Genomic DNA, 20,963 nt, shown 5'->3' on the forward strand with positions numbered 1-20,963 from the left:
ACTGCACCACCCACTCATCGCACCTTGTGTCAGGAGAGACATGACCCGCAGCGGCCAGGAATACCTCGAATCACTACGCGACGGCCGTACCGTCTGGCTCGACGGTGAGCTGGTCAAGGACGTCACCGAGCACCCCGCCTTCCGCAACACGGCCCGCTCGATAGCGCATCTGTACGACCTGGCCCGGGACTCCGGGCTGCGGGACGTCCTGACGGTGCGCCCCGAGGGGCAGGACCGCTCGATGCTGCGCGCCTACCACGTGCCGCGGACGCAGGCCGAACTGATCGAGCGGCGCAAGGCGTTCAAGACGTGGTCCGAGGCGAGCTTCGGTTTCCTGGGCAGGTCCCCCGACTACATGGCCGCCGGCATCGCGGGCTTCGTCTCGGCGCCCGACGTCTTCGCCGGCGAGACCTTCGACGGGCGGGACAACCTCGCCGCGTACCACCGGCGCATGTCCGAGGGCGACCTCTACCCGGCGTTCACCATCACCAACCCGCAGATCGACCGGACCCGGGCGGCCAGCGAGCAGGCGGAGGACGACCTGTACGTCCGGGTGGTCAAGGAGCGCGACGACGGCATCGTGGTGCGCGGCGCCAAGATGATCGGCACCGGGGCGGTGTTCGGCGACGAGGTCATCGTCGGCACCATCGAGCCGCTCCCGAAGCAGGACGTCGAGTACGCCCTGTGCTTCTCCGTGCCCCTCGACACGCCGGGTCTGAAGTTCATCTCCCGTACCTCCTACGAGGGTCAGGCCCGCAGCGTCTTCGACAACCCGCTGTCCGCGCGCTTCGACGAGAACGACGCCCTACTCGTCTGCGACGACGTCTTCGTCCCCTGGGAGCGCGTCCTGACCTACCGGGACGTCGACACCACCTTCGGCATGTGGTGGTTCACGCCCACGTACAACAACTTCGTCCACCAGGCCGCCACCCGCTTCTGGACCAAGCTGGAGTTCCTCACCGGTCTCGCGATCCTCATCACCCGGTCGAACAACACCTACGAGCTGCCGCCCGTGCGGATGCAGCTCGGCCGGCTCATGGGATGGCTGAACATCGCCAAGTCCATGGTGCTGGCGGCCGAGACGGAGTACCAGCGGGTGGGCGGCGAGGGCGGCGCCGTGCACATCAACCGGGAGATGGCCTCCGCCCACCGGGCCATGGCCGGCGACCTGTACCCGAAGGTGCTGGCCGAGATCAAGATGCTGGCCGGCGGCGGCCTCATCCAGCTCCCGGCGTCCGGCTACGACCTGACGCACCCCGAACTCGGCCCGCTCGTCGCGAAGTACGTGCGCTCGACGGGCACGCCCGCGGAGCAGCGGGTCAAGCTGCTCAAGCTCGCCTGGGACGCCCTCGGTTCGGAGTTCGCCGCACGGCACGAGCAGTACGAGCGCTTCTACCACGGTGCCCCGCACGTCTACCTGCCCGGCATCGTCCGCGACGGCGACCCGGACGGGCTGGCCGCCTTCACGCAGTCGTGCCTGGACGGCTACACGCTGGACGAGCTGCCGGGCGGCGCGGGAGGCCCGCATGGCGGTCGCTGAGCGGGGACGGGCCCTGGGCCTGCTCGCCTGCACGCAGTTCGTCCTGATCCTGGACACCTCGATCATCAACGTGGCAGCGCCGTCCATCGGCCGGAGCCTGGACATCTCGCCCGCCGAGCTGTCCTGGGTGGCCAACGCCTACCTGGTCTCCTTCGGCGGACTGCTGCTGCTCAGCGGCCGCGCCGCCGATCTGCTGGGCCAGCGCCGGGTGTTCGTCTCCGGGCTGGGCGTGCTCGCGGCCGCCTCGCTGCTGGGCGCCCTCTCCGACCGGGCGGATCTGCTGATCACCGCCCGCGCGATCCAGGGCGTGGGAGCGGCGATGGCCGCCGCGGCGGCGTTCTCCCTGGTCCTCACCCTCTTCGAGGACGGACCCGAACGCCACCGGGCGCTCGGGGTGTTCGCGGCCATGGCGGGTGCGGGCGGTGCCGCCGGCACGGTGCTCGGCGGTGTGCTCACCAGCTGGCTCGGCTGGGAGTCGACCTTCGCGCTGAACGTGGTGGCCGGCATCGCCCTGATCCTGCCCGCGCCGAGGCTGCTGCCGCCCGGCGGCGCCTCGCGTGGACGCGAGCGCGGCTTCGACGTGCCCGGCGCCGTCGCGGTCACCGCCGGACTGGGGCTGGTGGCCTACGCCGTGGTGAACGCGGGCGAGGCCGGCTGGAGCTCCACGCCCACCCTGGCCACCGGGGCCGCCGCCGTGCTGCTGCTGGCGGCGTTCGTCCTGATCGAACGCAGGGTCGCGCATCCGCTGGTGCCGCTCGGGGTGCTGGGCCGGCCGACACTGCGGCTCGCCAACGTCCTGGCCGGACTGTGGCAGATGTCGCTGTTCCCGATGTTCTTCCTGGTCAGCCTGTATCTGCAGGCGGTGCTCGGGTACGAACCGGTGCTCGGGGGCCTCGCCCTGCTGCCGCTGTGCGTGGTCGTCATCACGGTCGCCTCCCGGACGGACCGGCTGATCGGCCGGTTCGGTCTGCGCGTGGTGATGGTCGCCGGGTTCGCGCTGGTGGCCGTCGGCATGGCGTGGCAGTCCCTGCTGTCGGCCGACGGCTCCTTCCTGACGGACGTCCTGCCGCCGAGCCTGGTGCTGGGGATCGCCCTGCCGCTGGTCTCCATCACCACCAACGTCGCGGCCACCCTCGACACCGGCGAGGAAGAGGCCGGCCTCGCCTCCGGCCTGGTCAACACGAGCCTGCAGTTCGGCTCCGTGCTGGGGTTGGCCGTGCTGTCCGGAGTCGCCGCCGCACGCACCGGCGCCTCCTCCGCGGCCCGTGACGTCGCCCTCACCGAGGGCTTCGGCACCGCGTTCCTGGCCGGGGCGGTGCCGGCCGTGCTGGCCCTGCTGCTCGCCCTGCGGCTGCGGTTGCCGGCACCGGACGTCGCCGCCCCGCAGGCCAGTACCGCCGGGAACCGCGGCCCCGGGACCTGACCGCGCCCGGCCGGCCCGGACCGCCCGGGGCGGCCGGCGGGCGCACCGAACCGAACACCACCGAGAGAGGCACGACATGACACAACAGCACCGCAAGACCATCCTCGTGACCGGAGCCAACGGTTACCAGGGCGGTGCGGTGGCCCGGTTCCTGGCCGCCCAGGGGCACGACGTGCGCGGCCTGGTCCGCGACACGGCGAAGGAACCGGCGGCCGCCGGGGTGACACCGGTGCGCGGTGACCTGGGCAGCCTGGAGGAGCTGCGCGCCGCCTTCCAGGGCGTGACGCACGCCGTCGTCGTGATGCCGCTGGTGTACGACACGGAGACGGTCTCGGCCTACGCCCGCAACGTCGCCGAAGCGGCACGCGAGGCCGGAGTACGGCGCCTGGTGTACAACGTCAACACCCCCGTCCCCGACGAGACCACGCCGTACGCCGGGTTCGAGACGCGCCGCCTCGCGGAGGAGGTGCTGCGCGGCGGTGAGGTTCCCGTGGTCGTGGTCAGGCCGCCGGTGTACCTGGAGAACCTCTTCAGCCCGTGGAACGGGCCCGCGATCGTCAACGACGGCGTGCTGGCCTACCCGCTGCCCGCCGAGCAGCGCGTGGCCTGGATGTGTCACGACGACCTGGCGCGTGTGATCGCCCGGGCCCTGGACGACGACGTGCCGGCCGGCCGGGTGCTGGACGTCGGAGGCGCCGACGTGGTCACCGGCCCCGAGCTGGCGGCGGCGTTCGGGCAGGCCCTGGGGCGTGAGGTCCGCTACCTCCCGCTGGACGTCGCGCAGTTCGAGCAGGGTCTCGCGCAGCTCCTCGGCGCCGAGGCCGCCGCGGGGGTCGCCGGTATCTACCACTACGCCGCCACCGGCCGGGCGAGTGAGCTGCTCGCGCCCTCGCCCGACGCGGTGGAGGCCGCGCTGGGCGTACGGCTCACTCCGGTGATCGAGTGGGTCAAGGCCCAGCCCTGGGAGCACTGGGCCCGCAACGCCGGGTGACCAGGGCCGGGCGCCGGGACGCGGACCCACGCGATCGCGTCCCGGCCGACGGCACGACGACATGACGGGGGAAGAGATGTCAGGCCACAACGGTGCGCCGGACCAGCGGCGCACACCGGTGCCCGTCGCCGTGATCGGCGTCGGATGCCGCCTGCCGGGGGCCCACGGCCCCGGGCAGCTGTGGGAACTGCTCCGCGCGGGCCGGGACGCCACCGGTCCCGCGCCGGCGGACCGGTTCCCCGCCGGGGTGACGGTGCCCGCGGGGGGCGAGCGCGGCGGTTTCCTGGACGGGGTCGACGAGTTCGACGCGGCGTTCTTCGGTATCCGGGACGACGAGGCCACCGCGATGGATCCGCAGCAGCGCCTGCTGCTGCTCACCGCCTGGGAGGCCCTTCAGGACGCGGGCGCGGACCCGCGACGGGTCAAGGGCAGCCGTACGGCCGTGTTCGTCGGCCAGGCGCACGCCGACCACTGGGAGCGGCTGCGCGAGGCCCGGGCCGGCACGCTCGACCTGGACTGCCTGGTCGGCGGCCACCAGCGGGCGATGCTCGCCGGACGGCTCTCCTTCCATCTCGGGCTGCACGGTCCCAGCGTCACCGTGGACTGCGCACAGGCCTCGTCGCTCGCCGCGGTCCACCTGGCCTGCCTGAGCCTGCGCGCGGGCGAGTCGGACCTGGCGCTGGCCGGCGGTGCCAACCTGCTGCTCGGCACCACGGCCACGGATGTCTTCGATCGCGCGGGGGTCCTGTCCGCGCGGGGCCGGTGCCGCTTCGGGGACGCCGACGCGGACGGTTTTGTACGGTCCGACGGCATCGGTGTCGTCGTGCTCAAGGCGCTCGACCGCGCCGTCGCGGACGGCGACCCGATCCGTGCGGTGATCCTGGGCAGCGCCATGAGCCACGACGGCGCCACCAAGGAGCGCGTCACGGACGCCTCCGGCCACGGCCAGGCCATGGCGATGCGCTGGGCCTACCGGGACGCCGGGGTGGCTCCGGGTGACGTCGGCTACGTCGAGGCGCACGGCACCGGCACCGGGATCGACGCCGTGGAACTGGCCGCGCTCGGCGAGGTGCTGGGCGAGCGGCGCCCGCCCGGCCGGCCGTGCTTCGTGGGCTCGGTGAAGTCGAACATCGGGCACTGCGAGGCCGCCGCCGGTGTGGCCGGGCTCATCAAGGCGGTGCTGTGTCTGGAGCACGGTCAGGTGCCGCCCAGCCTGCACTTCGACAAGCCTTCGCCCCGGGTCGACTGGGACCGGCTGCCCCTGGTGGTGCCGACGTCCCCCGAGCCCCTGTCCGCCGTCGACGGCCGCACTCCTCTCGCGGCCGTCAACGGGCAGGGCATGTCCGGCACGAACGTGCATGTGATCCTCGGCCCTTGGGCCGTACCGGGCGACGCTCCGGTCCGGCGTGCGGCCGTGCCACCGGAGGGGTGGCGGCCACGCGTTCACCCCCTGCCCGGCGCCGCCGGGTCCCCCCGGGGGGACTGACCGGCCCTCACCGGTGAAGCGGCCGGCCCCACCCCGACCGCCCGGGCTCACCCCTTCTCTCTCTTCCCTCCACCGGCTCTCGTCCGGCTCCGCCTGCCGCCGCCACACCGCCGTCCCGCCGTCGCGCGGGAGTGCGGTGCGGGCGGTGTGCCGGCGGCCGGCCGCCGGCCGGCTCGCGACTGACGACTCTTTCTGGAGATATGTCTTGACCAGCACGCTCGGTATCGATCTCGGCAGTTCCATACGTACGGCGGCGATCCGGGAACTGGACCCGCTCGCCGCCGACGCGCCCTGCCTCGCCATGCGCCGCCACAACGAGAACGCCGACGTCCCCGCCCTGGTGGCGGCGCTGCGCCGGCTCGTACCGACCCTCGACGACGTCTCCGGGTACTCCGTGGAGGCCTGTGTCGCGGCGATGCGCGACCTCGGCATGTTCCTCGGGTCGATCAAGCGGCACGGCCCCGAGCCGCTGCCCCTGGTCCCCGAGGTGCTGCCCGTCCTGCTGGAGCTCGGGCGGCGCACCGACATGGTGCCGCGCGACACCGTGCACCACTACACCACCTGGAACCCCACGGGCGGCCGCCAGCGCATGTACACCGGGGACATCCAGGAGGCGTATCTGCAGGAGTCCGTGCGCATGGTCTTCCCGCATCTGCGCGAGGGCCTGGAACTGTCCGAGCGGCTCAGCGGCGCGAGTGTCACCGACCCGAAGTTCGCCGTGCTCACCGACGAGCTGACCGCCCACGTGGAGACCATGGTCTCGTCCATCGACATGGTCGTGGCCAACGTGAGCCCGGAGTTCTTCGCCCGTATCCTGCGCTCCTACTTCGAGGAGATCACCGTCGACGGCCGGGTGCTGCTCGGACCGGCCGCCGCGCAGGTCCCGCTGTGGCTCATCGACCAGGCGATCTGGGCTGCGGACAACAGCGAGCCGGAGTACGAGGAGTTCCTGCGCGACTCGGTGCCCTACAGCCTGCCGCGCTGGCGCGAGCTGTACGGCCGCTGGACGGGCGTGCCGTCGGTGGTGAGCCGGCTGGTGGCCGCCTACGGGGACGACCCGGACGGCGCCGAACGCCGTAGTCCCGCCCTGCGGCAGTCCGCCGAGGCGCTCGCCCGGCTGCTGCGGGTGATCGTCGTCTTCCGCGGCCGCCACCTGGGCATCGCCCGCAAGGCCTACGACGCCGATCTGCGGCTGTATCCGGTGGGCAGCGGCGGTGCCAGCGTCGACCTGCTGCGGCAGATCATCGACCTGACCCGTGCCACCGCCCAGCTCACCCGCCGGCCGGGACCGGCGGCGTCGGCCGCGCAGACCGAGCGGAGGTCGGCATGAGCATCCTGATCGCGGGAGCCGGCATCGGCGGCCTGACCACCGCGCTGAGCCTGCACGCCGCCGGTGTGGACGACGTACGCGTCCTGGAGGCGGTGGCGGAGATCAAGCCGCTCGGCGTGGGTCTGAACATCCTGCCCAACGCGGTGCGGGAACTGGCCGAACTCGACCTGCTGGACGAGCTGCTGGAGGTCGCCCTGCCCACCGGCAGCCTCGGCTACCACAACCGCCACGGACAGCTCATCTGGCGGGAGCCGCGCGGCGTGGAGGCCGGGTACCGCTGGCCGCAGCTGTCCGTCCACCGCGGCCGGCTCCAGGCGGTGCTGGCCGACGCCGTGCGCCGGCGGCTGGGCGAGGACAGCATCGTCACGGACGCCCGGGTCGAGGGCTTCGAGCTGCGCGACGACGGCAGGGTCGACGTCCGGGTGCACCACCCCTGCGCCGGACGGGGCTCCGAGACGACGGCGGACGCCCTGATCGGGGCGGACGGCATCCACTCCCGGGTCCGCGCCTGCCTGTACCCGCAGGAGGGCCCGCCGCCGTGGAACGGGCTCGTGGTGTGGCGGGGCACGACCGTCGCGCCGCCCTTCCTGGACGGCCGCACGATGATCATCGCCGGTGACGACCGGCGCCGCGCGGTGGTCTACCCGATGTCGGCTCCCGAGGGGCCGCACGGCGGGGTGCTGATGAACTGGGCCGTGGCCCGCGCGGCCGATCCCGACCAGGTGTTCGCGGATGCCGACTGGAACCGGGCCGTGTCGACGGAATCGTTCCTGCACCACTTCGCCGACCTGGCCTTCGACTGGCTCGACGTACCCGCGCTGATCCGTACGGCCCGGGAGGCCTACATCTACCCCATGGTCGACCGGGATCCCCTGCCGCGCTGGTCGCACGGGCCGGTCACGCTGCTCGGGGACGCCGCGCACGCCATGTACCCGATGGGTTCCAACGGCGCCACCCAGTCGATCGTCGACGCCCGGGTGGTGGCCCGCGAGCTGGCGCTGCGGGACACCCCCGCCGATGCCCTGGCCGCCTACGAGGCCGAGCGTCTGCCGGCACTGACCCGCATCCAGGCCAGCACCCGGCGCCGTGGCCCCGAGGTCGTCATCGACCTGGCCCACGAGCGGGCACCGGACGGGTTCGACGACGTCGCCGACGTCTTCCCCGGCGACGAACTGCGGACGATCTCCGCGGACTTCGCCCGGCTCGGCGGCTTCGACCCGCAGACCGTCAACACCCGTCCGTCCCTGGCCGTCCCGACCGGCGCGGGAGGCCTGCGATGAGGATCGACATCTGGTCGGACGTCTCCTGCCCCTGGTGCTACATCACCCAGCGGACCTTCGAGCTGGCGCTGTCGGCGTCCGGCCGCGGTGACGCCGAAGTGGTGCTGCACCCCTATCAGATCGACGGTGAACAGCCCGCCGAGCCCATGCCCATGCTCGAATGGCTGGCCGGCAAGTACGGGCACGAGCGTGCCGCACGGATGGACCGGGAGGTCACGGCGGCCGGCCCGCGCCACGGCATCGCCTTCCGCAACGCGACGGGCTTCGCGGTCAACACCCTGGACGCGCACCGCCTGCTGTGGTGGGCGGGCCGCGAGCACGGACGGTCCGTGCAGAGCCGGCTCGAGGAGCTGTTGTTCGCGGCGTACTTCGTGGAGAGCGCCGACCTCTCCGACCACGAGGTCCTGCTGGCCCGGGTGGAGCGGGCCGGCCTCGACCGTGACCGCGCCGCCCGGCTGCTGGCCTCCGACGAGGCGGTCACCGAGGTGCGCGCGGAGGTCCGCCGGGCCCGCGACCTGGGCATCACCACCGTCCCCCGCTTCGTCTTCGCCGGCGGCCCCGTCCTGGAGGGCGCGCAGGAGGACCCGGAGGTCTTCCTGCGGGCCATGACCGACGCGAGCAGCGTCACCACCAGCACTCAGGGAGAACACCAGTGAGCATCCTGACCCGCCGTGGCTTCGTCGGAGCGACGGCGCTGATCGGCGCGGCGACGGCCGCCGGCACCGCTACGCCGGCGGCGGCCCGTGAAACGTCCCCCACCGCCGAGGCGGGCACCGCCGTACGCCCCGGCAGCCCGCAGTACGCCGACCTCGCCCGGGGCGTCAACCAGCGCTGGATCGGCACCCCGGACTGGATCGCGCTGCCGCGCTCCACGGATCAGGTCGTCGCCGCGGTCCAGCAGGGCCTCGACGCGGGCAAGCGGATCGCGGTCCGGGGCGGCGGCCACTGCTTCGAGGACTTCGTCGGCCACCGGGACATCCGCGCGGTGATCGACATGTCGGCGATGAACTCCATCACCTACGACACGCGGCGCCGGGCGGTCGCCGTGGGCGCGGGCGCCCGCCTCGGCGAGGTCAACGAGCAGCTGTTCAAGCGCTGGGGCGTGGCCCTGCCGGGCGGATCGTGCCCGACGGTCGGTGTGGGCGGTCACGTCAGCGGCGGCGGCTACGGCCCGCTGAACCGGACCCTCGGACTCACCGTGGACCACCTGTACGCGGTCGAGGTGGTCGTCGTGGACGCCTCGGGCACCGCGCACTCCGTGGTCGCCTCCCGGGACGACAAGGGGGCGCTGCGCGACCTGTGGTGGGCTCACACCGGCGGAGGCGGCGGCACCTTCGGTGTCGTCACGCGCTACTTCTTCCGCAGCCCCGGCGCGCAGGGCGCCGCACCGCAGCGGGCCCTGCCCACCCCGCCGGCCGAACTGCTCGTCGGCACCGTGGTGTGGCCCTGGCAGGACCTCGACCAGGCTTCCTTCGTCCGGCTGCTGAAGAACTACAGCGCCTGGCACGTCGCCCACAACGCGCCGGGTGACCCGGAGGCCGACCTCTACAGCCATCTCGCGGTCTTCCACCGCTCCGGCGGGGCCGTGGCGCTCAACGTGCAGCTGTCCGCCGTGACCGGGGACCCGGATCGCAGGCTGGACGACTTCCTCGCCGCCGTCGGCCGGGGTGTCACCGCCCCGTCACGCACCGTCGAGCGGCAGCGGCTGCCGTGGCTGATGGCGACCCAGTGGCAGGGCTTCGCCGACCGCCCCACCGGCAAGCGGATCAAGGGCAAGTCCGCCTACCACCGCAGCGCCTTCGACGACGCGCAGGCCACGGCTCTGCACCGGCACCTGACCCGGTCCGACTACGACCACCCGGGCAGCGGCGTGCTCATCGCGCCGTACGGCGGGCAGGTCAACGCCGTCGCGCCCCACGAGACGGCGCTCGCCCACCGGGACAGCGCGCTGATGCTGATGTACGTCAGCGAGTGGACCTCTGCCGCGGAGGACGAGCGGCACATCGGCTTCCTGCGCGAGCTGTACGAGGACGTCTACGCCGCCACCGGCGGCGCCCCGGCCCCCGGCCGCGCCACGGCGGGCGCCTACGTCAACTACGCGGACACGGACCTCAAGGACCCCCTGCGCAACCGGTCGGGCGTCAGCTGGCAGGAACTGTACTTCGGCTCCAACCACGCCCGGCTGCGCGAGGTGAAGGGGCGGTGGGACCCGCGCGAGGTGTTCCGGCACGCCCTGTCGGTCGAGCCGGCGCTGCCGCGGCGGGGTGCACGATGACGGTGCTCGACACGATCCTGTCGGGTGTCCGCGAGGACCTGGCCGTGCGGCGCCGCGCCATGCCCCTGGCCGCCGTCCGGGAGCGGGCGCTGGCGCGGGGACCCGCGCGCGACGCCGCGGCCCTGCTGCGCTCCCCCGCCGGCCTGCGGGTGATCGCGGAGGTCAAGCGGTCCAGCCCGGCACGGGGCCCGCTGGCGCGGATCGACGACCCCGGTGCCCTCGCGGCCGCCTACGCGGCCGGCGGGGCCGCGGCGGTGAGCGTCCTCACCGAGGAGCGCCGGTTCGCCGGCTCGCTCGCCGACCTGGACACCGTGCGCTCGGCGGTGGACGTGCCGGTGCTGCGCAAGGACTTCGTCGTCGAGCCCTACCAGGTGTGGGAGGCCCGGGCGCACGGCGCGGACCTGGTCCTGCTCATCGTGGCCGCCCTCGAGGACGGGCGGCTGGCCGAGCTGCTCGCCGTGGCGGCGGAGGCCCGCCTCACCGCTCTGGTCGAGGTGCACGACGAGGCGGAGGCGGAGCGAGCGCTCGCCGCCGGGGCGAGCGTCGTCGGCGTCAACGCCCGGGACCTGCGGACCCTGCGGATCGATCCCGACGTGTTCGGGCGCGTCGCGCCCCGGCTTCCCGAGGACGTCGTGCGGATCGCCGAGTCCGGGGTGCGCGGCCCGGGCGACGCGGCCCGCTACGCCGCGCTCGGCGCCGACGCGATCCTGGTCGGCACCTCGGTGGTCACCGGCGACGACCCGTGCGCGGCGGTGGCCGCGCTCGTCGCCGCCGGACGGCGCGCTCCGATGCCCGGCGCGCCGGAACACGGCACGGACCGTACCCCGGTATGAGACGCCGTGCCGTGACACCGGTGTCCGGGAGCCCGGCGGGGCTCCCGGACACCGGGCGGCGGACCGGGCCCGGGCGGGCCCGGCCGTCTCACCGCACTCCGGCCCGCTTCCCGGTGACGGCGGCCCAGCGCTCCAGCACACCGGCGGCCGCACCCGAGTCGATGGCCTCGCACGCCTGGCGCATCCCGTCCGCGAGGCGTTCGGTCAGCGCGGCGGACGAGGGCCGCAGCGCCGCCAGGCCCGCGGCGGCGGACAGGACCACCGCGTCGCGCACCGGCCCCCGCGCCCCGTTCAGGACCTCGCGGGCCACCCGGGCGTTGTACGCGCGGTCACCGCCGCGCAGGTCGTCACGGGTCGCCGGGCGGAGGCCGAGGTCACGGGGGTCGAGGACCTCTTCCCTGGCCTGTCCGCCGTGCACGGTCCACACCCGGGACGTCGTCGTCACCGTCAGCTCGTCCATACCGTCGTCGCCGCGGAAGACCAGTGCGGACACCCCCCGCCGGGCCAGCACCCCGGCCACCAGCGGCAGTGCCTGGGCGGACGCCACTCCGACGGCCTGCGCGGTGGGGGCGGCCGGATTGGCCAGCGGCCCGAGCAGGTTGAACACGGTGCGCACCCCCAGCTCCCGGCGCGGTGCGGCGGCGTGCCGCAGCGCCGGATGGAAGAGGGGAGCGAAGCAGAACGTGATGCCCGCCTCGTCGGCGACCTCGGCCACCTCGTGGGCCGGCAGGTCGAGCACCACGCCCAGTTCCTCCAGTACGTCCGCGGAGCCGCAGGTGGAGGACGCCGAGCGGTTCCCATGCTTGACCACGCGCGCCCCGGCTCCCGCGGCGACGATCGCCGACATCGTGGAGATGTTGACGCTGTGCGAGCCGTCGCCCCCGGTGCCCACGATGTCCAGCACCGGTCCCGTCACACGCAGGGGCAGCGCGTTGCGGAGCATCGCCCGGGTCAGGCCCTCCACCTCCTCGACGGTCTCGCCCTTGGCCCGGAGCGCGATCAGCAGCCCGGACAGCGCCGCGGAGCCGACCTCGCCCGACATGATCCTCTCCATGGCCCAGTCGGTGTCGTCGGACGTGAGGTCGCCACCCGCGAGCAGTATCTCGATCAGGGTGGGCCAGTCGCGGACGTTCGGCCGTGCGGTCACGGGAATTCTCCTCGTCGGCACCGGATGTGTGTCGCCGCCCAGTGTGTGCGGGCCGGGCCCGCTTCGACAGACCAATTCCCCGGCGGCTGAACGGTCCAATTCCGCACGACCGAAAGCACGGAGCCTCCCGCGGTGAAATGCCGAGAGAAACAGGAAAGCGTCGCATCGGAAAGGAGGACGTGTGCCCCTGCACCTGGCGGTGCCCATCTCCCGGGAACACGGTGAATCCCTCACCGCGCAGATACAGCAATTCATCAAACGGGAAATCCGGCAGGGAGTCCTGCACCCGGGCACCCGGCTGCCGGCCACCCGGCGGCTCGCCGAGGACCTCGGCGTCTCGCGCAGCGTGGTCGTCGAGGCGTACGCGCAACTCACCGCGGAGGGGTTCCTGGAGGCCGCACGGGGTGCGGGAACCCGGGTGACGGGGCACCTCTCCCGTGACGCGGTGGTGCCGGCCCTGCTGGACGAGGGCCCGGTGCCCGCCGTCCGCTGGGACCTGCGCACCGGCGGGCACAACGCCCCCGGGGTGCCGCGCCGGGAGTGGCTGACGGCCTACCAGCGCGTCCTGCAGGCTCCCCGGCCGCGCGGCACCTCCTATCCGCCGCTGGCCGGAGCGCCGGAACTGCGCGTCGAACTCGCCTGCCACCTGGGGCGGCTGCGCGGGGTGCGGGCCACGCCGGGCACCGTGCTCGTGGTGGGCGGGTTCGCGCAGGCCCTGGCCCTGCTGTGCGCCGCGCTGCCCGCCACGGGCATCACGGAGCTGGCCGTGGAGGACCCGTGCCACGCCGGGCAGCGCCGTTTCGTCCAGGACAACGGCATGAGTGTGGTGCCGGTGCCGGTGGACGAGGAGGGCATCGACGTGGACGCCCTGGCGGCGACCGGGGCGCGCGCCGTCCTGGTCACCCCGTCCCATCAGTTCCCGACCGGCGCGGTGCTGTCCGCACGGCGCCGGGAAGCGCTCGTCCGGTGGGCGCGCGCGGTCGACGGCTGGGTGATCGAGGACGACTACGACGGCGGCCTCTGGTACGACGACCGGCTCCCCCGTCCCCTGGCCCTGCAACGCCTGGACCCCGACCGGGTGATCTACGCCGGCACCGCCAGCAAGGTCCTCGACCCCGGACTGCGGCTGGGCTGGCTGACCGCCCCCGAGGACCTGCTGCGCCGGCTGCTGCGGGTCCGCGCCGGGCACGATCTCGGCACCGAGTCGTTCACCCAGCTCGCCCTGGCGGACCTGCTGCGCAGCGGGCTGTTCGACCGGCACCTGCGCCGGGTCACGGAGCGGTCCGCCGCCCGGCGACGTGCCTTGGAGGAGGCCGTGCGGACCCGGTTGCCGGGCGCGAGCGTGCTCGGGGCCGCCGCGGGTCTGCACGCCTACGTCCGTCTGCCCGCCGGCACCGACGAGGCGGTGCTGGTCGCCGGCGCGCTGCGCCGCGGGGTCCTGCTGCGGGGCGGTGCGGCGTTCGCGGCCGTACCCCGTCGCGAGACCCCCGCAGTGGTCGTCGGCCACGCCCATCTCCCGCTGTCCGCGGTGGCCGAGGCCCTGCGGGAGCTGGGTGCGGTCCTCAGCCCGCGGTGACCGGCGCCCGGGCCGTCGCGAGGAAGTTCTCGAAGATCCGCAGGCCGCCCGTGGTCAGGATGCTCTCCGGGTGGAACTGCACCCCGGCCACGGGCAGCGAGCGGTGCCGCAGTGCCATGACATGGCCGTGGTCGACATCGACCGCGGTCGTCACCAGCGGCTCGGGCAGCGGCTCGGCGACGACGAGGGAGTGGTAGCGGGTGGCCTCCAGCGTGTTGCCCAGCCCCTCGAACAGGCCGGCGCCGTCGTGTCGTACGACGCTGGTGCGGCCGTGCATCACCTGTTCCGCCACCTCGATCCGGCCGCCGTGGGCCAGTGCGATCGCCTGGTGCCCCAGGCAGACCCCGAGCAGGGGCACGCTGCCCGCGAACCGATGGACGAGTTCGACATGGCCGGAGTCGGCCGGGTGGCCGGGCCCGGGCCCGAGCACGACGGCGTCCGGGGCCGAAGCGGCCAGCTCCTCCGGTGTCCTGCTCCGTGACCGCACCACCTCCGTCCGGGCGCCCAGGGCGCGCAGGTACTGGTCGATGATGTGCACGAAGCTGTCGTACGCGTCGATCAGCAGGACCTTCGTCACAGCAGTTCCCCTCCGGTGAGCGCCCAGTAGGCCGCCCCCATCTTCGCCAGCGTCTCGCGCCACTCGGCCGCGGGATCGGACTGCGCCACCAGCCCGGCGGAACTCTGTGTGGCGTAGGCGGCGCCGTCGTACTCGATCGTGCGGATGCACAGGGCCAGTTCGCTCCAGCCGCGCACGTCCAGCAGACCCACCGCTCCCGCGTAGCCGCCCCGCGACTCGCGCTCCAGCTCGTCGATGATCTCCATCGCGCGGATCTTCGGCGCGCCGGTCATGGTGCCCGCGGGGAAGGTGGCCCGGACCGCGTCGAAGGCGGTGACCCCGTCGGCGAGGCGCCCCCTGACGGTGGAGACCAGATGGAAGACGTGGGAGTAGGCCTCCACCTCCATCAGCCGCTCCACCGGCAGCGTGCCCGGCCGGCTGACCCGGCCGATGTCGTTGCGGCACAGGTCCACGAGCATGATGTGCTCGGCCTGCTCCTTGGTGCTCTCCCGCATCTCCTTGACGCGCTGCTCGTTCTCCTCGTCGTCCCCGCCGCGCGGGGCGGTGCCCGCGATGGGACGCATGGCGATCTCGCCGTCCTCGATGCGGAAGAACAGCTCGGGGCTCGCCCCGATCAGCAGGGTGTCGCCGCGTGGCGCGAGATACATGTACGGCGAGGGGTTGCGGGCGCGCAGCCGCCGGTAGACCGCCTCCGGTGTCAGGGCGGAGCGGACGTCGATGCGGTGGCCGATCTGGATCTGGTAGATGTCCCCGACCCTGATGTGCTCCAGGCAGCGCTCCGCCCAGCGCAGGAACGTCGCCCGGTCCACGCTGTCGCGCACCGACAGCGGCTCGGGCGCCTCCGGCACCGGCGGCACGCCCTCCCGCCGGGCGGCACGCTCCGCGGGTTCCCACAGCCCGGGGTCCTGGCGGGCGACGAACTCCTCGCTGTCGGCCCGCAGGGCGCTGACCGTGCCGTCGGTGCGGTCGTACCACACCGTGTGCCGGAAGAGGGTGAGCGTGATGTCCGGGCCCCGCGAGGGCTTGGTCCGCTCGCCGAGGTCCTCCATGTGCCAGGTCGACTCGTAGGCGAGGCTCGTCAGGAAGCCGAAGGAGAAACCGTGCGGGGACAGGTCCGTGCGCACCTCGAACAGATCGCCGCGGGCCGCTTCCAGGAACGCCCAGAGCTGATCGGACCGCTCGGCGCGCAGCGCGGCGGAGAGCCCCCGCCCGTCGGCCGCCGCGGAACCGGTGCCGACGGTCAGGCCCAGGGCACGGCCCTGCTCGAGCAGGGCACGGACCAGCGCCGGTTCGCCCACGACGCGGACGGTCACCCCCTGCGGGCCGTCGGGCAGGACCTGTACGTCCAGCAGCCGGCCGCAGCCGACGACGGCCCGGTCGGGGTCGCGTCCGGAGCCCGAGGCGTTCTCCAGGAGGAAGACGTCCTCGGCCGGGTGGGTGCGGCGCAGTTCCTCGTAGAGATCGAGCGGGTCGTGCGCCGGCAGTCCGCACGCGGTGACGCGTACGTGAATCGGTGCGCTGCGCGCCATCGTGTGATTCCCCTCGGTTTTCGCGCTGTTCTCACCGGCCCCCCGGCTCCGCCGTATTTCGTCCGACGGCGCGAGCGGGTGGGTGCCGCGAACAGCGAATCAGAGGCGCGGCGCAGGCGACCAGACCAATTCCAGGGCGTGCGGCCGGTCCAAACGGGCGGAAACTTGACGGGAAAAGCCCGCGGGAATTGGAGTGGGGTGCCACGGCCGAGGGAGGGCGACGTGAAGACCTCCGGAAACAACCGAAGCGACATCGAAGGACCCGCGATGAGCCCGGACCACGCCCCCGCAGTGCCCGGCGCGCGGGAGAAGACGACGTCACCGGCCGGCCGGCGGCCCGGCCGGCCCGGGGGCACGGTTACGCGAGGTCACCGGGCAACTGGCGCAGGCGGCGCCGCTGGTGTTCGCGGCGGAGTGCGAGGCGCTGCGCTCCCGGCTCGGCGCGGTCGCCCGCGGTGAGGCGGTGCTGCTGCAGGGCGGCGACTGCGCGGAGACGTTCGCCGGTGCGACGCCGGAGTCGGTCGACGGCACGCTGCGCACCCTGCTGCAGATGGCGGTCGTCCTGATGCACGGGGCATCGATGCCGGTGGTCAAGGTGGGGCGGATGGCGGGGCAGTTCGCCGAGCCCCGCTCCCGGCCGTCCGAACGGCGCGGCGGCATCCGGCCGCCGTCGTACGGGGGCGACGCTGTCGACGGGGCGGCCTCCACCGAGCGGGAGCGCACCCCCGACCCAGCGCGCCTGCTGCGCATGTACGAGACATCGGCGACGACGCTGAACCTGGTGCGCGCGCTGACCTCCGGGGGCTTCGCCGACCTGGTCCAGGTGCACGCGTGGAACCGGGCGTTCGTCGCGACCTCACCCGGCGGGCAGCGCTACGAGCGGCTCGCGGACGAGATCGAGCGGGCCCTGGCCTTCGTGCGGGCGTGCGGAGGGGACACCCGCAGGCTGGCCGCCGCCGACTTCTACGTCAGCCACGAGGGGCTTCTCCTCGACTACGAGCGGCCGCTCACCCGTACCGATCCCCTGACCGGGAAGGCGTACGCCACCAGCGGGCATCTGCTGTGGATCGGGGAACGCACCCGCCGGCCCGGCGGGCCCCCCATCGAGTACTTCGCGGGGATCAGCAACCCCGTCGCCGTCGAACTGGGTCCGGGCACGACGGCGGACACCGTGCTGCGGTACGTCGACCGCCTCGATCCCGACCGCGAGCCGGGGCGGCTGACGTTCATCGTGCGGATGGGCGCCGAGCGCGTGCGGGACCTGCTGCCGCTGCTGGTGGAGAAGGCCGCCTCCGAGGAGGCACCCGTGTGCTGGGTGAGCGACCCCATGCACGGCAACACCTTCGTCACCGACAGCGGCCACACGACACGGCACGTCGACCGGATCGCCGACGAACTGCGCGGGTTCGTGGACGTACACCGTGCGCTGGGCTCGCATCCCGGGGGCGTCCACCTGGAACTCACCGGCGACGACGTGACGGAGTGCCTGGGCGGCAGCACCGCCGTCACGCAGGAGGCGCTGCCGAGGCGGTACGAGACGGCATGCGCCCCGCGACTGAACCACTCGCAGGCTCTCGACCTCGCATTCCTTCTGGCCGAGTGGTACCGCGACCGCTGAGCGCCGCCCCCGCGGGACGCGGCACACCTAGTACTGCAACGGTGTTTGTGGTGACTGGGGCCAGTTCAGAGGCTGTGTCAGCGTCGTTTGTAGTGGCTGGCGCGGGCCTGGTGTTGTCGTCGGCACCGCAAGGTCGACCGGTGCAGGATGTACTCGACGGGTGTGGGCCGGCGTGCGGCATCCGCGGTCACCCACCGGAACGGGATCTTGTCCGCGATCGCCCGGCGGACCATCGCCTTGGCCATGGCCACCTTGGTCTCGAAGGCGACCTCGTCGCCGATGCCGGCCCGGCGGCATCGTTCGCGATCGTCGGTCCAGGAGGTGTGGAGACAAAGACGCCCGGTCGATCAGTGTCCGGCCACGGTCGGTGGCATAGCCGAGGAAGACACCGACCCGCCAGTTCTCCTCCGCCCCGCGGTTCCGGATTACTGGCGCTGCATCCCCGCCGACCACGTGCCCTTCTTCAGATCCGGTCCGGGCCTGCGTGGCCGGCTTCCTCCGCCAGTGTCCAGCCATTCTTCCGCTGCAGCGGAGCGATCAGGCACCGCATCCGGGCCAGTGCCGACTCCCGGGGCTCCGGCCTGCTGAAACGGTGCCCGAATCGCCCATGCACAGCGACCAGTTCACCCGCCCACAACCTGACATCAGCAAGGTCCCCACCCATAACCACACCAACGACCGACCTGGCCACCAGTCACGGCAAGCACCGTTGCAGTGCGAGCTGTCCTCACCGACCGGCGCGCGGCGCCGACGGGGGATCGGCCCCCTCGCCCCTGACGGGTGCCCCGGGGGACTGAACGCCCCCGCCCTGTGCGCACCCCCCAGATTTCTGGGATGGAGTACCTGCTGCGCCGTCGTCAGTATCAGGACAGGCCGGCGACGTCAGCCGACGCCGGTGACGCAACCAACCGGAAACCCCGCCCCAGGAGGTACCGTTGCCGCTCCGAAGAAAACTCATGACCATGCTCACCGCATGTCTCGCGGTGGTTGGCATCGCCATGGCGAGCGCCTCGCCCGCGCAGGCGGCCAACATCTACTTCAAGCCCGGCTTCCGCTTCAACCCCGACGACCACTACCAGTCGGACCGCGGCTACCTGATCATGCAGGGGGACGGCAACCTCGTCCTCTACTGCACCACGCCTGCGGGCAAGTACCTGTGGGACACCGCGACCGACGGCAATCCCGGTGCCTACGCCGTCTTCCAGGGCGACGGTAACCTCGTCGTGTACACCAAGGAGGACATCCCGATCTGGGACTCCGGCACCTGGGGTCGGGGCGCGACGTTCGCGCGGATCAGTAACGATGGCAACTTCGCCATCTACCGCGACATCACCCACCCGCTCTGGTCCACCGGCACCGCGAACCGCTGCTGAGCAACGGGCCGACGCCCGGTCCCACGCAACGCAACGCACGTCAGCGGCGCGGAGACGGAGCCGCGCCACCGCCGACGCGTCAGGCCGCAAGCGCCCAGCGCCCGGTTTCCGAGATCATCGGGCCGGGCGCTCGGCCCATCCCGCCAGTGGAACCAACCTCTGAGGGTGACCTCAGCATCGAGGTGCCCCTGGCGAAGTCGAGACTGTCCGGACTCCTACGCGGGGACCGACCTCTATCCGCGCGGGGAGATCGTCTCCGGCTCGCCACCCCGCTGAGCATGCCCCAAGTACCGCTTGGCAGGCTGTGGCGGCAGGCCGCCCTGGACGCCCACCCACGCCGCACCCCCGCTCGGTGAAAGGCCAGCACGATACTCACCCGGACGACCTCAACGTCCACAAGGCCACCGACCTGGTGAGTTCGCCGCATCCCGGGACTGGCTGACCATCTACTACCTGCCGCCCTACGCACCCGACCTCAACCCCGTCGAAGGGAACTGGTCCCTCCTCCGACGCGGCGGGCTCTCCAACGTCGCCTTCCGCGCTCCCGAACACCTCATCCAGCGCATCCGAGGCGGCCTACGACACATCCAGTACCGCAGCGACCTCATAGGCGGCTGGCCTCGCCAAGACCGGCCTGACCATCGGACCCGTCTGACCGACGGCACGACAACACGAGTTCAACCTCAGTAACCAGGGCCGCATCTCGTCGGCAGCGGTCAGGAGCATGGTTAGCGAGGCAGGCGGCCCATCACAGCACGAAACCTCTCCCGCCCTGCCGTGACGCTCGCGTCCCGCAGGCGTGAGGCGTCAGCGCGCAGCGAAAGGGACTGGAGCCGTTGTTCCTCGGCGAGAAAGCCAGCACCTGCCACGTTCTGGTCGAGCATTCCCATTGCGGTGAGCGCCGTGTGGCCACAGGACACCGCGTCGTCAGCGTTTCCCGAGCCGTGGGCCAGGAGGGCATACCGTAGGCAGAGGGCAGCGAAGAAGGCGTAGGTGTCGGCGATGTCGGTGATCCCCTCCTCGCTCGGCTGAAGCTCTGGGAACCGCTCCAGCCGGCGCACGCCCTGAGCGGCGTTGGCGAGCGGCCGGTCGGCATGCCAGAGAGCGCGTACGGACTCCACATAGAAGTCCAGGTCGGCTTCTCGCCCCGGCGCGTCCGCCCGCAGACCCACGAACAGTGGCGCCATACGTTCGGCGCAGGCGGCGGCATACAGGCGGACCGCCTCGTCACCCCCGTCACGAAGTGTCTCTGTGACGGCCCCTTCCACCAGCGTCTTCATGCCCCACCCCCATCCCGTTCGAACAGATCGGCAGGCTACACAGCGGGGTAGGGACCGCCGCTTGACGAGTTAGGAGCCTGAGGTGTCTACACCGCCCCGCTGGGCACTGCCCGACCTCGCCTCCGACCGCCGCCGCTCCCCCCTCTCACTGCCCCCGACCGACAGCCGCCAGCCGACCCGAGTGCACCCGCTGAGCCCCTGTCTTCGGACCCGGGCCCGGGGAAGTGGGAGATGCCGCGCTCGTGCCGTTGCAGTACGAACGGGCCGTCCTCGCCGGAGCTGCGGTCCGCTGGAAGTCGCGCTTCACCGTCACCACGCGCGGCTGGGCGTACGACGTCGTCGCTCACCAGCGGGCGGGGATACTGAAGCAGCTTTTCGTGCCCGAGCCGGCCGACTCCGAGCGTCAAGACCAGGATGCGGAGCCCGGCCGACCGGAGGCGATCGACTGACGCCGCTGCGGGCCCTGTGGGAGTCGCGCGCCGACGTGGGAGCCCTCGACCTCACAGCCGAGCGGCTGCGTGTCCGCCCGAACGGGCGCCTTCGGCGGCGTCATGATCTATGTGACGCCGCGGTTGTACGAGGGCATGAACGTCACCAGCACCGACCTCGACGAGGGGTTGGACCGCAACCGCTACGTCCCGGCCGGGCAGATGCCCAGGCTCAGTGAGATCACTCTGCGCAGCGCAGCGAGAACGACGGCAAGGA

Annotated in this window: 17 protein-coding genes and 2 pseudogenes; 14 read left to right on the top strand and 5 right to left on the bottom strand. The window is 72.8% G+C overall.

Annotated elements, in window-relative coordinates; all coding sequences use genetic code 11:
• Positions 1 to 40: 40 nt before the first annotated feature.
• The 9 genes from ACZ4VF_RS06280 to trpC all read left to right on the top strand — a co-directional run bounded on the left by ACZ4VF_RS06280 (position 41) and on the right by trpC (position 11,158).
• Complete coding sequence (locus ACZ4VF_RS06280) at positions 41 to 1,540, top strand: 4-hydroxyphenylacetate 3-hydroxylase family protein (protein ID WP_467923461.1); 1,500 nt, start codon at positions 41 to 43, stop codon at positions 1,538 to 1,540.
• Positions 1,527 to 2,963: an MFS transporter gene (locus tag ACZ4VF_RS06285; RefSeq protein ID WP_467923462.1), complete on the top strand. Its 1,437-nt coding sequence runs from the start codon at positions 1,527 to 1,529 to the stop codon at positions 2,961 to 2,963. Before ACZ4VF_RS06280 ends, ACZ4VF_RS06285 begins: the two co-directional genes overlap by 14 nt.
• A 76-nt stretch (positions 2,964 to 3,039) precedes the next feature.
• Entirely contained in the window at positions 3,040 to 3,954 is a 915-nt protein-coding gene (locus ACZ4VF_RS06290; protein WP_467923463.1) for an SDR family oxidoreductase, read from the top strand.
• Between the two features lie 76 nt (positions 3,955 to 4,030).
• Complete coding sequence (locus tag ACZ4VF_RS06295; protein WP_467923464.1) at positions 4,031 to 5,440, top strand: beta-ketoacyl [acyl carrier protein] synthase domain-containing protein; 1,410 nt, start codon at positions 4,031 to 4,033, stop codon at positions 5,438 to 5,440.
• A gap of 205 nt (positions 5,441 to 5,645) precedes the next feature.
• Positions 5,646 to 6,770, top strand: coding sequence for a monodechloroaminopyrrolnitrin synthase PrnB family protein (locus tag ACZ4VF_RS06300; RefSeq protein WP_467923465.1), 1,125 nt, complete (start codon positions 5,646 to 5,648; stop codon positions 6,768 to 6,770).
• Entirely contained in the window at positions 6,767 to 8,050 is a 1,284-nt protein-coding gene (locus tag ACZ4VF_RS06305; protein ID WP_467923466.1) for a flavin-dependent oxidoreductase, read from the top strand. Before ACZ4VF_RS06300 ends, ACZ4VF_RS06305 begins: the two co-directional genes overlap by 4 nt.
• Complete coding sequence (locus tag ACZ4VF_RS06310) at positions 8,047 to 8,706, top strand: DsbA family oxidoreductase (RefSeq protein ID WP_467923467.1); 660 nt, start codon at positions 8,047 to 8,049, stop codon at positions 8,704 to 8,706. Before ACZ4VF_RS06305 ends, ACZ4VF_RS06310 begins: the two co-directional genes overlap by 4 nt.
• Complete coding sequence (locus tag ACZ4VF_RS06315) at positions 8,703 to 10,325, top strand: FAD-binding oxidoreductase (RefSeq protein ID WP_467923468.1); 1,623 nt, start codon at positions 8,703 to 8,705, stop codon at positions 10,323 to 10,325. The genes ACZ4VF_RS06310 and ACZ4VF_RS06315 overlap by 4 nt, the downstream gene beginning before the upstream one ends.
• Entirely contained in the window at positions 10,322 to 11,158 is an 837-nt protein-coding gene (gene trpC, locus ACZ4VF_RS06320; protein WP_467923469.1) for an indole-3-glycerol phosphate synthase TrpC, read from the top strand. The genes ACZ4VF_RS06315 and trpC overlap by 4 nt, the downstream gene beginning before the upstream one ends.
• 88 nt (positions 11,159 to 11,246) lie before the next feature.
• On the opposite strand, the gene trpD is transcribed toward trpC, so the two are convergent.
• Complete coding sequence (gene trpD, locus ACZ4VF_RS06325; protein WP_467923470.1) at positions 11,247 to 12,305, bottom strand: anthranilate phosphoribosyltransferase; 1,059 nt, start codon at positions 12,303 to 12,305, stop codon at positions 11,247 to 11,249.
• A 181-nt stretch (positions 12,306 to 12,486) separates the two neighbouring features.
• Here trpD and pdxR point away from each other — a divergent pair, with 181 nt between their 5' ends.
• Positions 12,487 to 13,881: a MocR-like pyridoxine biosynthesis transcription factor PdxR gene (gene pdxR / locus ACZ4VF_RS06330; protein WP_467923471.1), complete on the top strand. Its 1,395-nt coding sequence runs from the start codon at positions 12,487 to 12,489 to the stop codon at positions 13,879 to 13,881.
• Here the strand turns inward: pdxR and ACZ4VF_RS06335 are convergent.
• Both ACZ4VF_RS06335 and ACZ4VF_RS06340 read right to left on the bottom strand, forming a co-directional pair.
• A complete protein-coding gene (locus tag ACZ4VF_RS06335) occupies positions 13,868 to 14,458 on the bottom strand; it encodes an anthranilate synthase component II (RefSeq protein ID WP_467923472.1) in 591 nt (196 codons plus the stop codon). The genes pdxR and ACZ4VF_RS06335 overlap by 14 nt on opposite strands.
• Complete coding sequence (locus tag ACZ4VF_RS06340; RefSeq protein WP_467923473.1) at positions 14,455 to 15,987, bottom strand: anthranilate synthase component I family protein; 1,533 nt, start codon at positions 15,985 to 15,987, stop codon at positions 14,455 to 14,457. The genes ACZ4VF_RS06335 and ACZ4VF_RS06340 overlap by 4 nt, the downstream gene beginning before the upstream one ends.
• Before the next feature lie 400 nt (positions 15,988 to 16,387).
• Between ACZ4VF_RS06340 and ACZ4VF_RS06345 the strand changes: the two genes are divergently transcribed.
• Positions 16,388 to 17,605 (top strand): 3-deoxy-7-phosphoheptulonate synthase class II, encoded by a 1,218-nt coding sequence (locus tag ACZ4VF_RS06345; protein ID WP_467923474.1) that lies wholly within the window; start codon positions 16,388 to 16,390, stop codon positions 17,603 to 17,605.
• Between the two features lie 173 nt (positions 17,606 to 17,778).
• On the opposite strand, the pseudogene ACZ4VF_RS06350 reads toward ACZ4VF_RS06345, so the two are convergent.
• Positions 17,779 to 18,269 (bottom strand): annotated as a pseudogene (locus ACZ4VF_RS06350) (transposase); the annotation flags it as partial.
• A 298-nt stretch (positions 18,270 to 18,567) separates the two neighbouring features.
• Between ACZ4VF_RS06350 and ACZ4VF_RS06355 the strand changes: the two are divergent.
• A complete protein-coding gene (locus ACZ4VF_RS06355) occupies positions 18,568 to 18,978 on the top strand; it encodes a hypothetical protein (RefSeq protein WP_467923475.1) in 411 nt (136 codons plus the stop codon).
• Positions 18,979 to 19,357: 379 nt separating this feature from the next.
• Positions 19,358 to 19,633, top strand: a pseudogene (locus ACZ4VF_RS06360) (transposase); the annotation flags it as partial.
• A 73-nt stretch (positions 19,634 to 19,706) separates the two neighbouring features.
• On the opposite strand, the gene ACZ4VF_RS06365 reads toward ACZ4VF_RS06360, so the two are convergent.
• Entirely contained in the window at positions 19,707 to 20,258 is a 552-nt protein-coding gene (locus ACZ4VF_RS06365) for a hypothetical protein (RefSeq protein WP_467923476.1), read from the bottom strand.
• A 242-nt stretch (positions 20,259 to 20,500) separates the two neighbouring features.
• On the opposite strand from ACZ4VF_RS06365, the gene ACZ4VF_RS06370 reads away from it, so the two are divergent.
• Positions 20,501 to 20,707: a hypothetical protein gene (locus ACZ4VF_RS06370; protein ID WP_467923477.1), complete on the top strand. Its 207-nt coding sequence runs from the start codon at positions 20,501 to 20,503 to the stop codon at positions 20,705 to 20,707.
• Positions 20,708 to 20,963: the final 256 nt, after the last annotated feature.

The sequence above is a fragment of the Streptomyces sp. NPDC029151 genome (assembly GCF_055564315.1).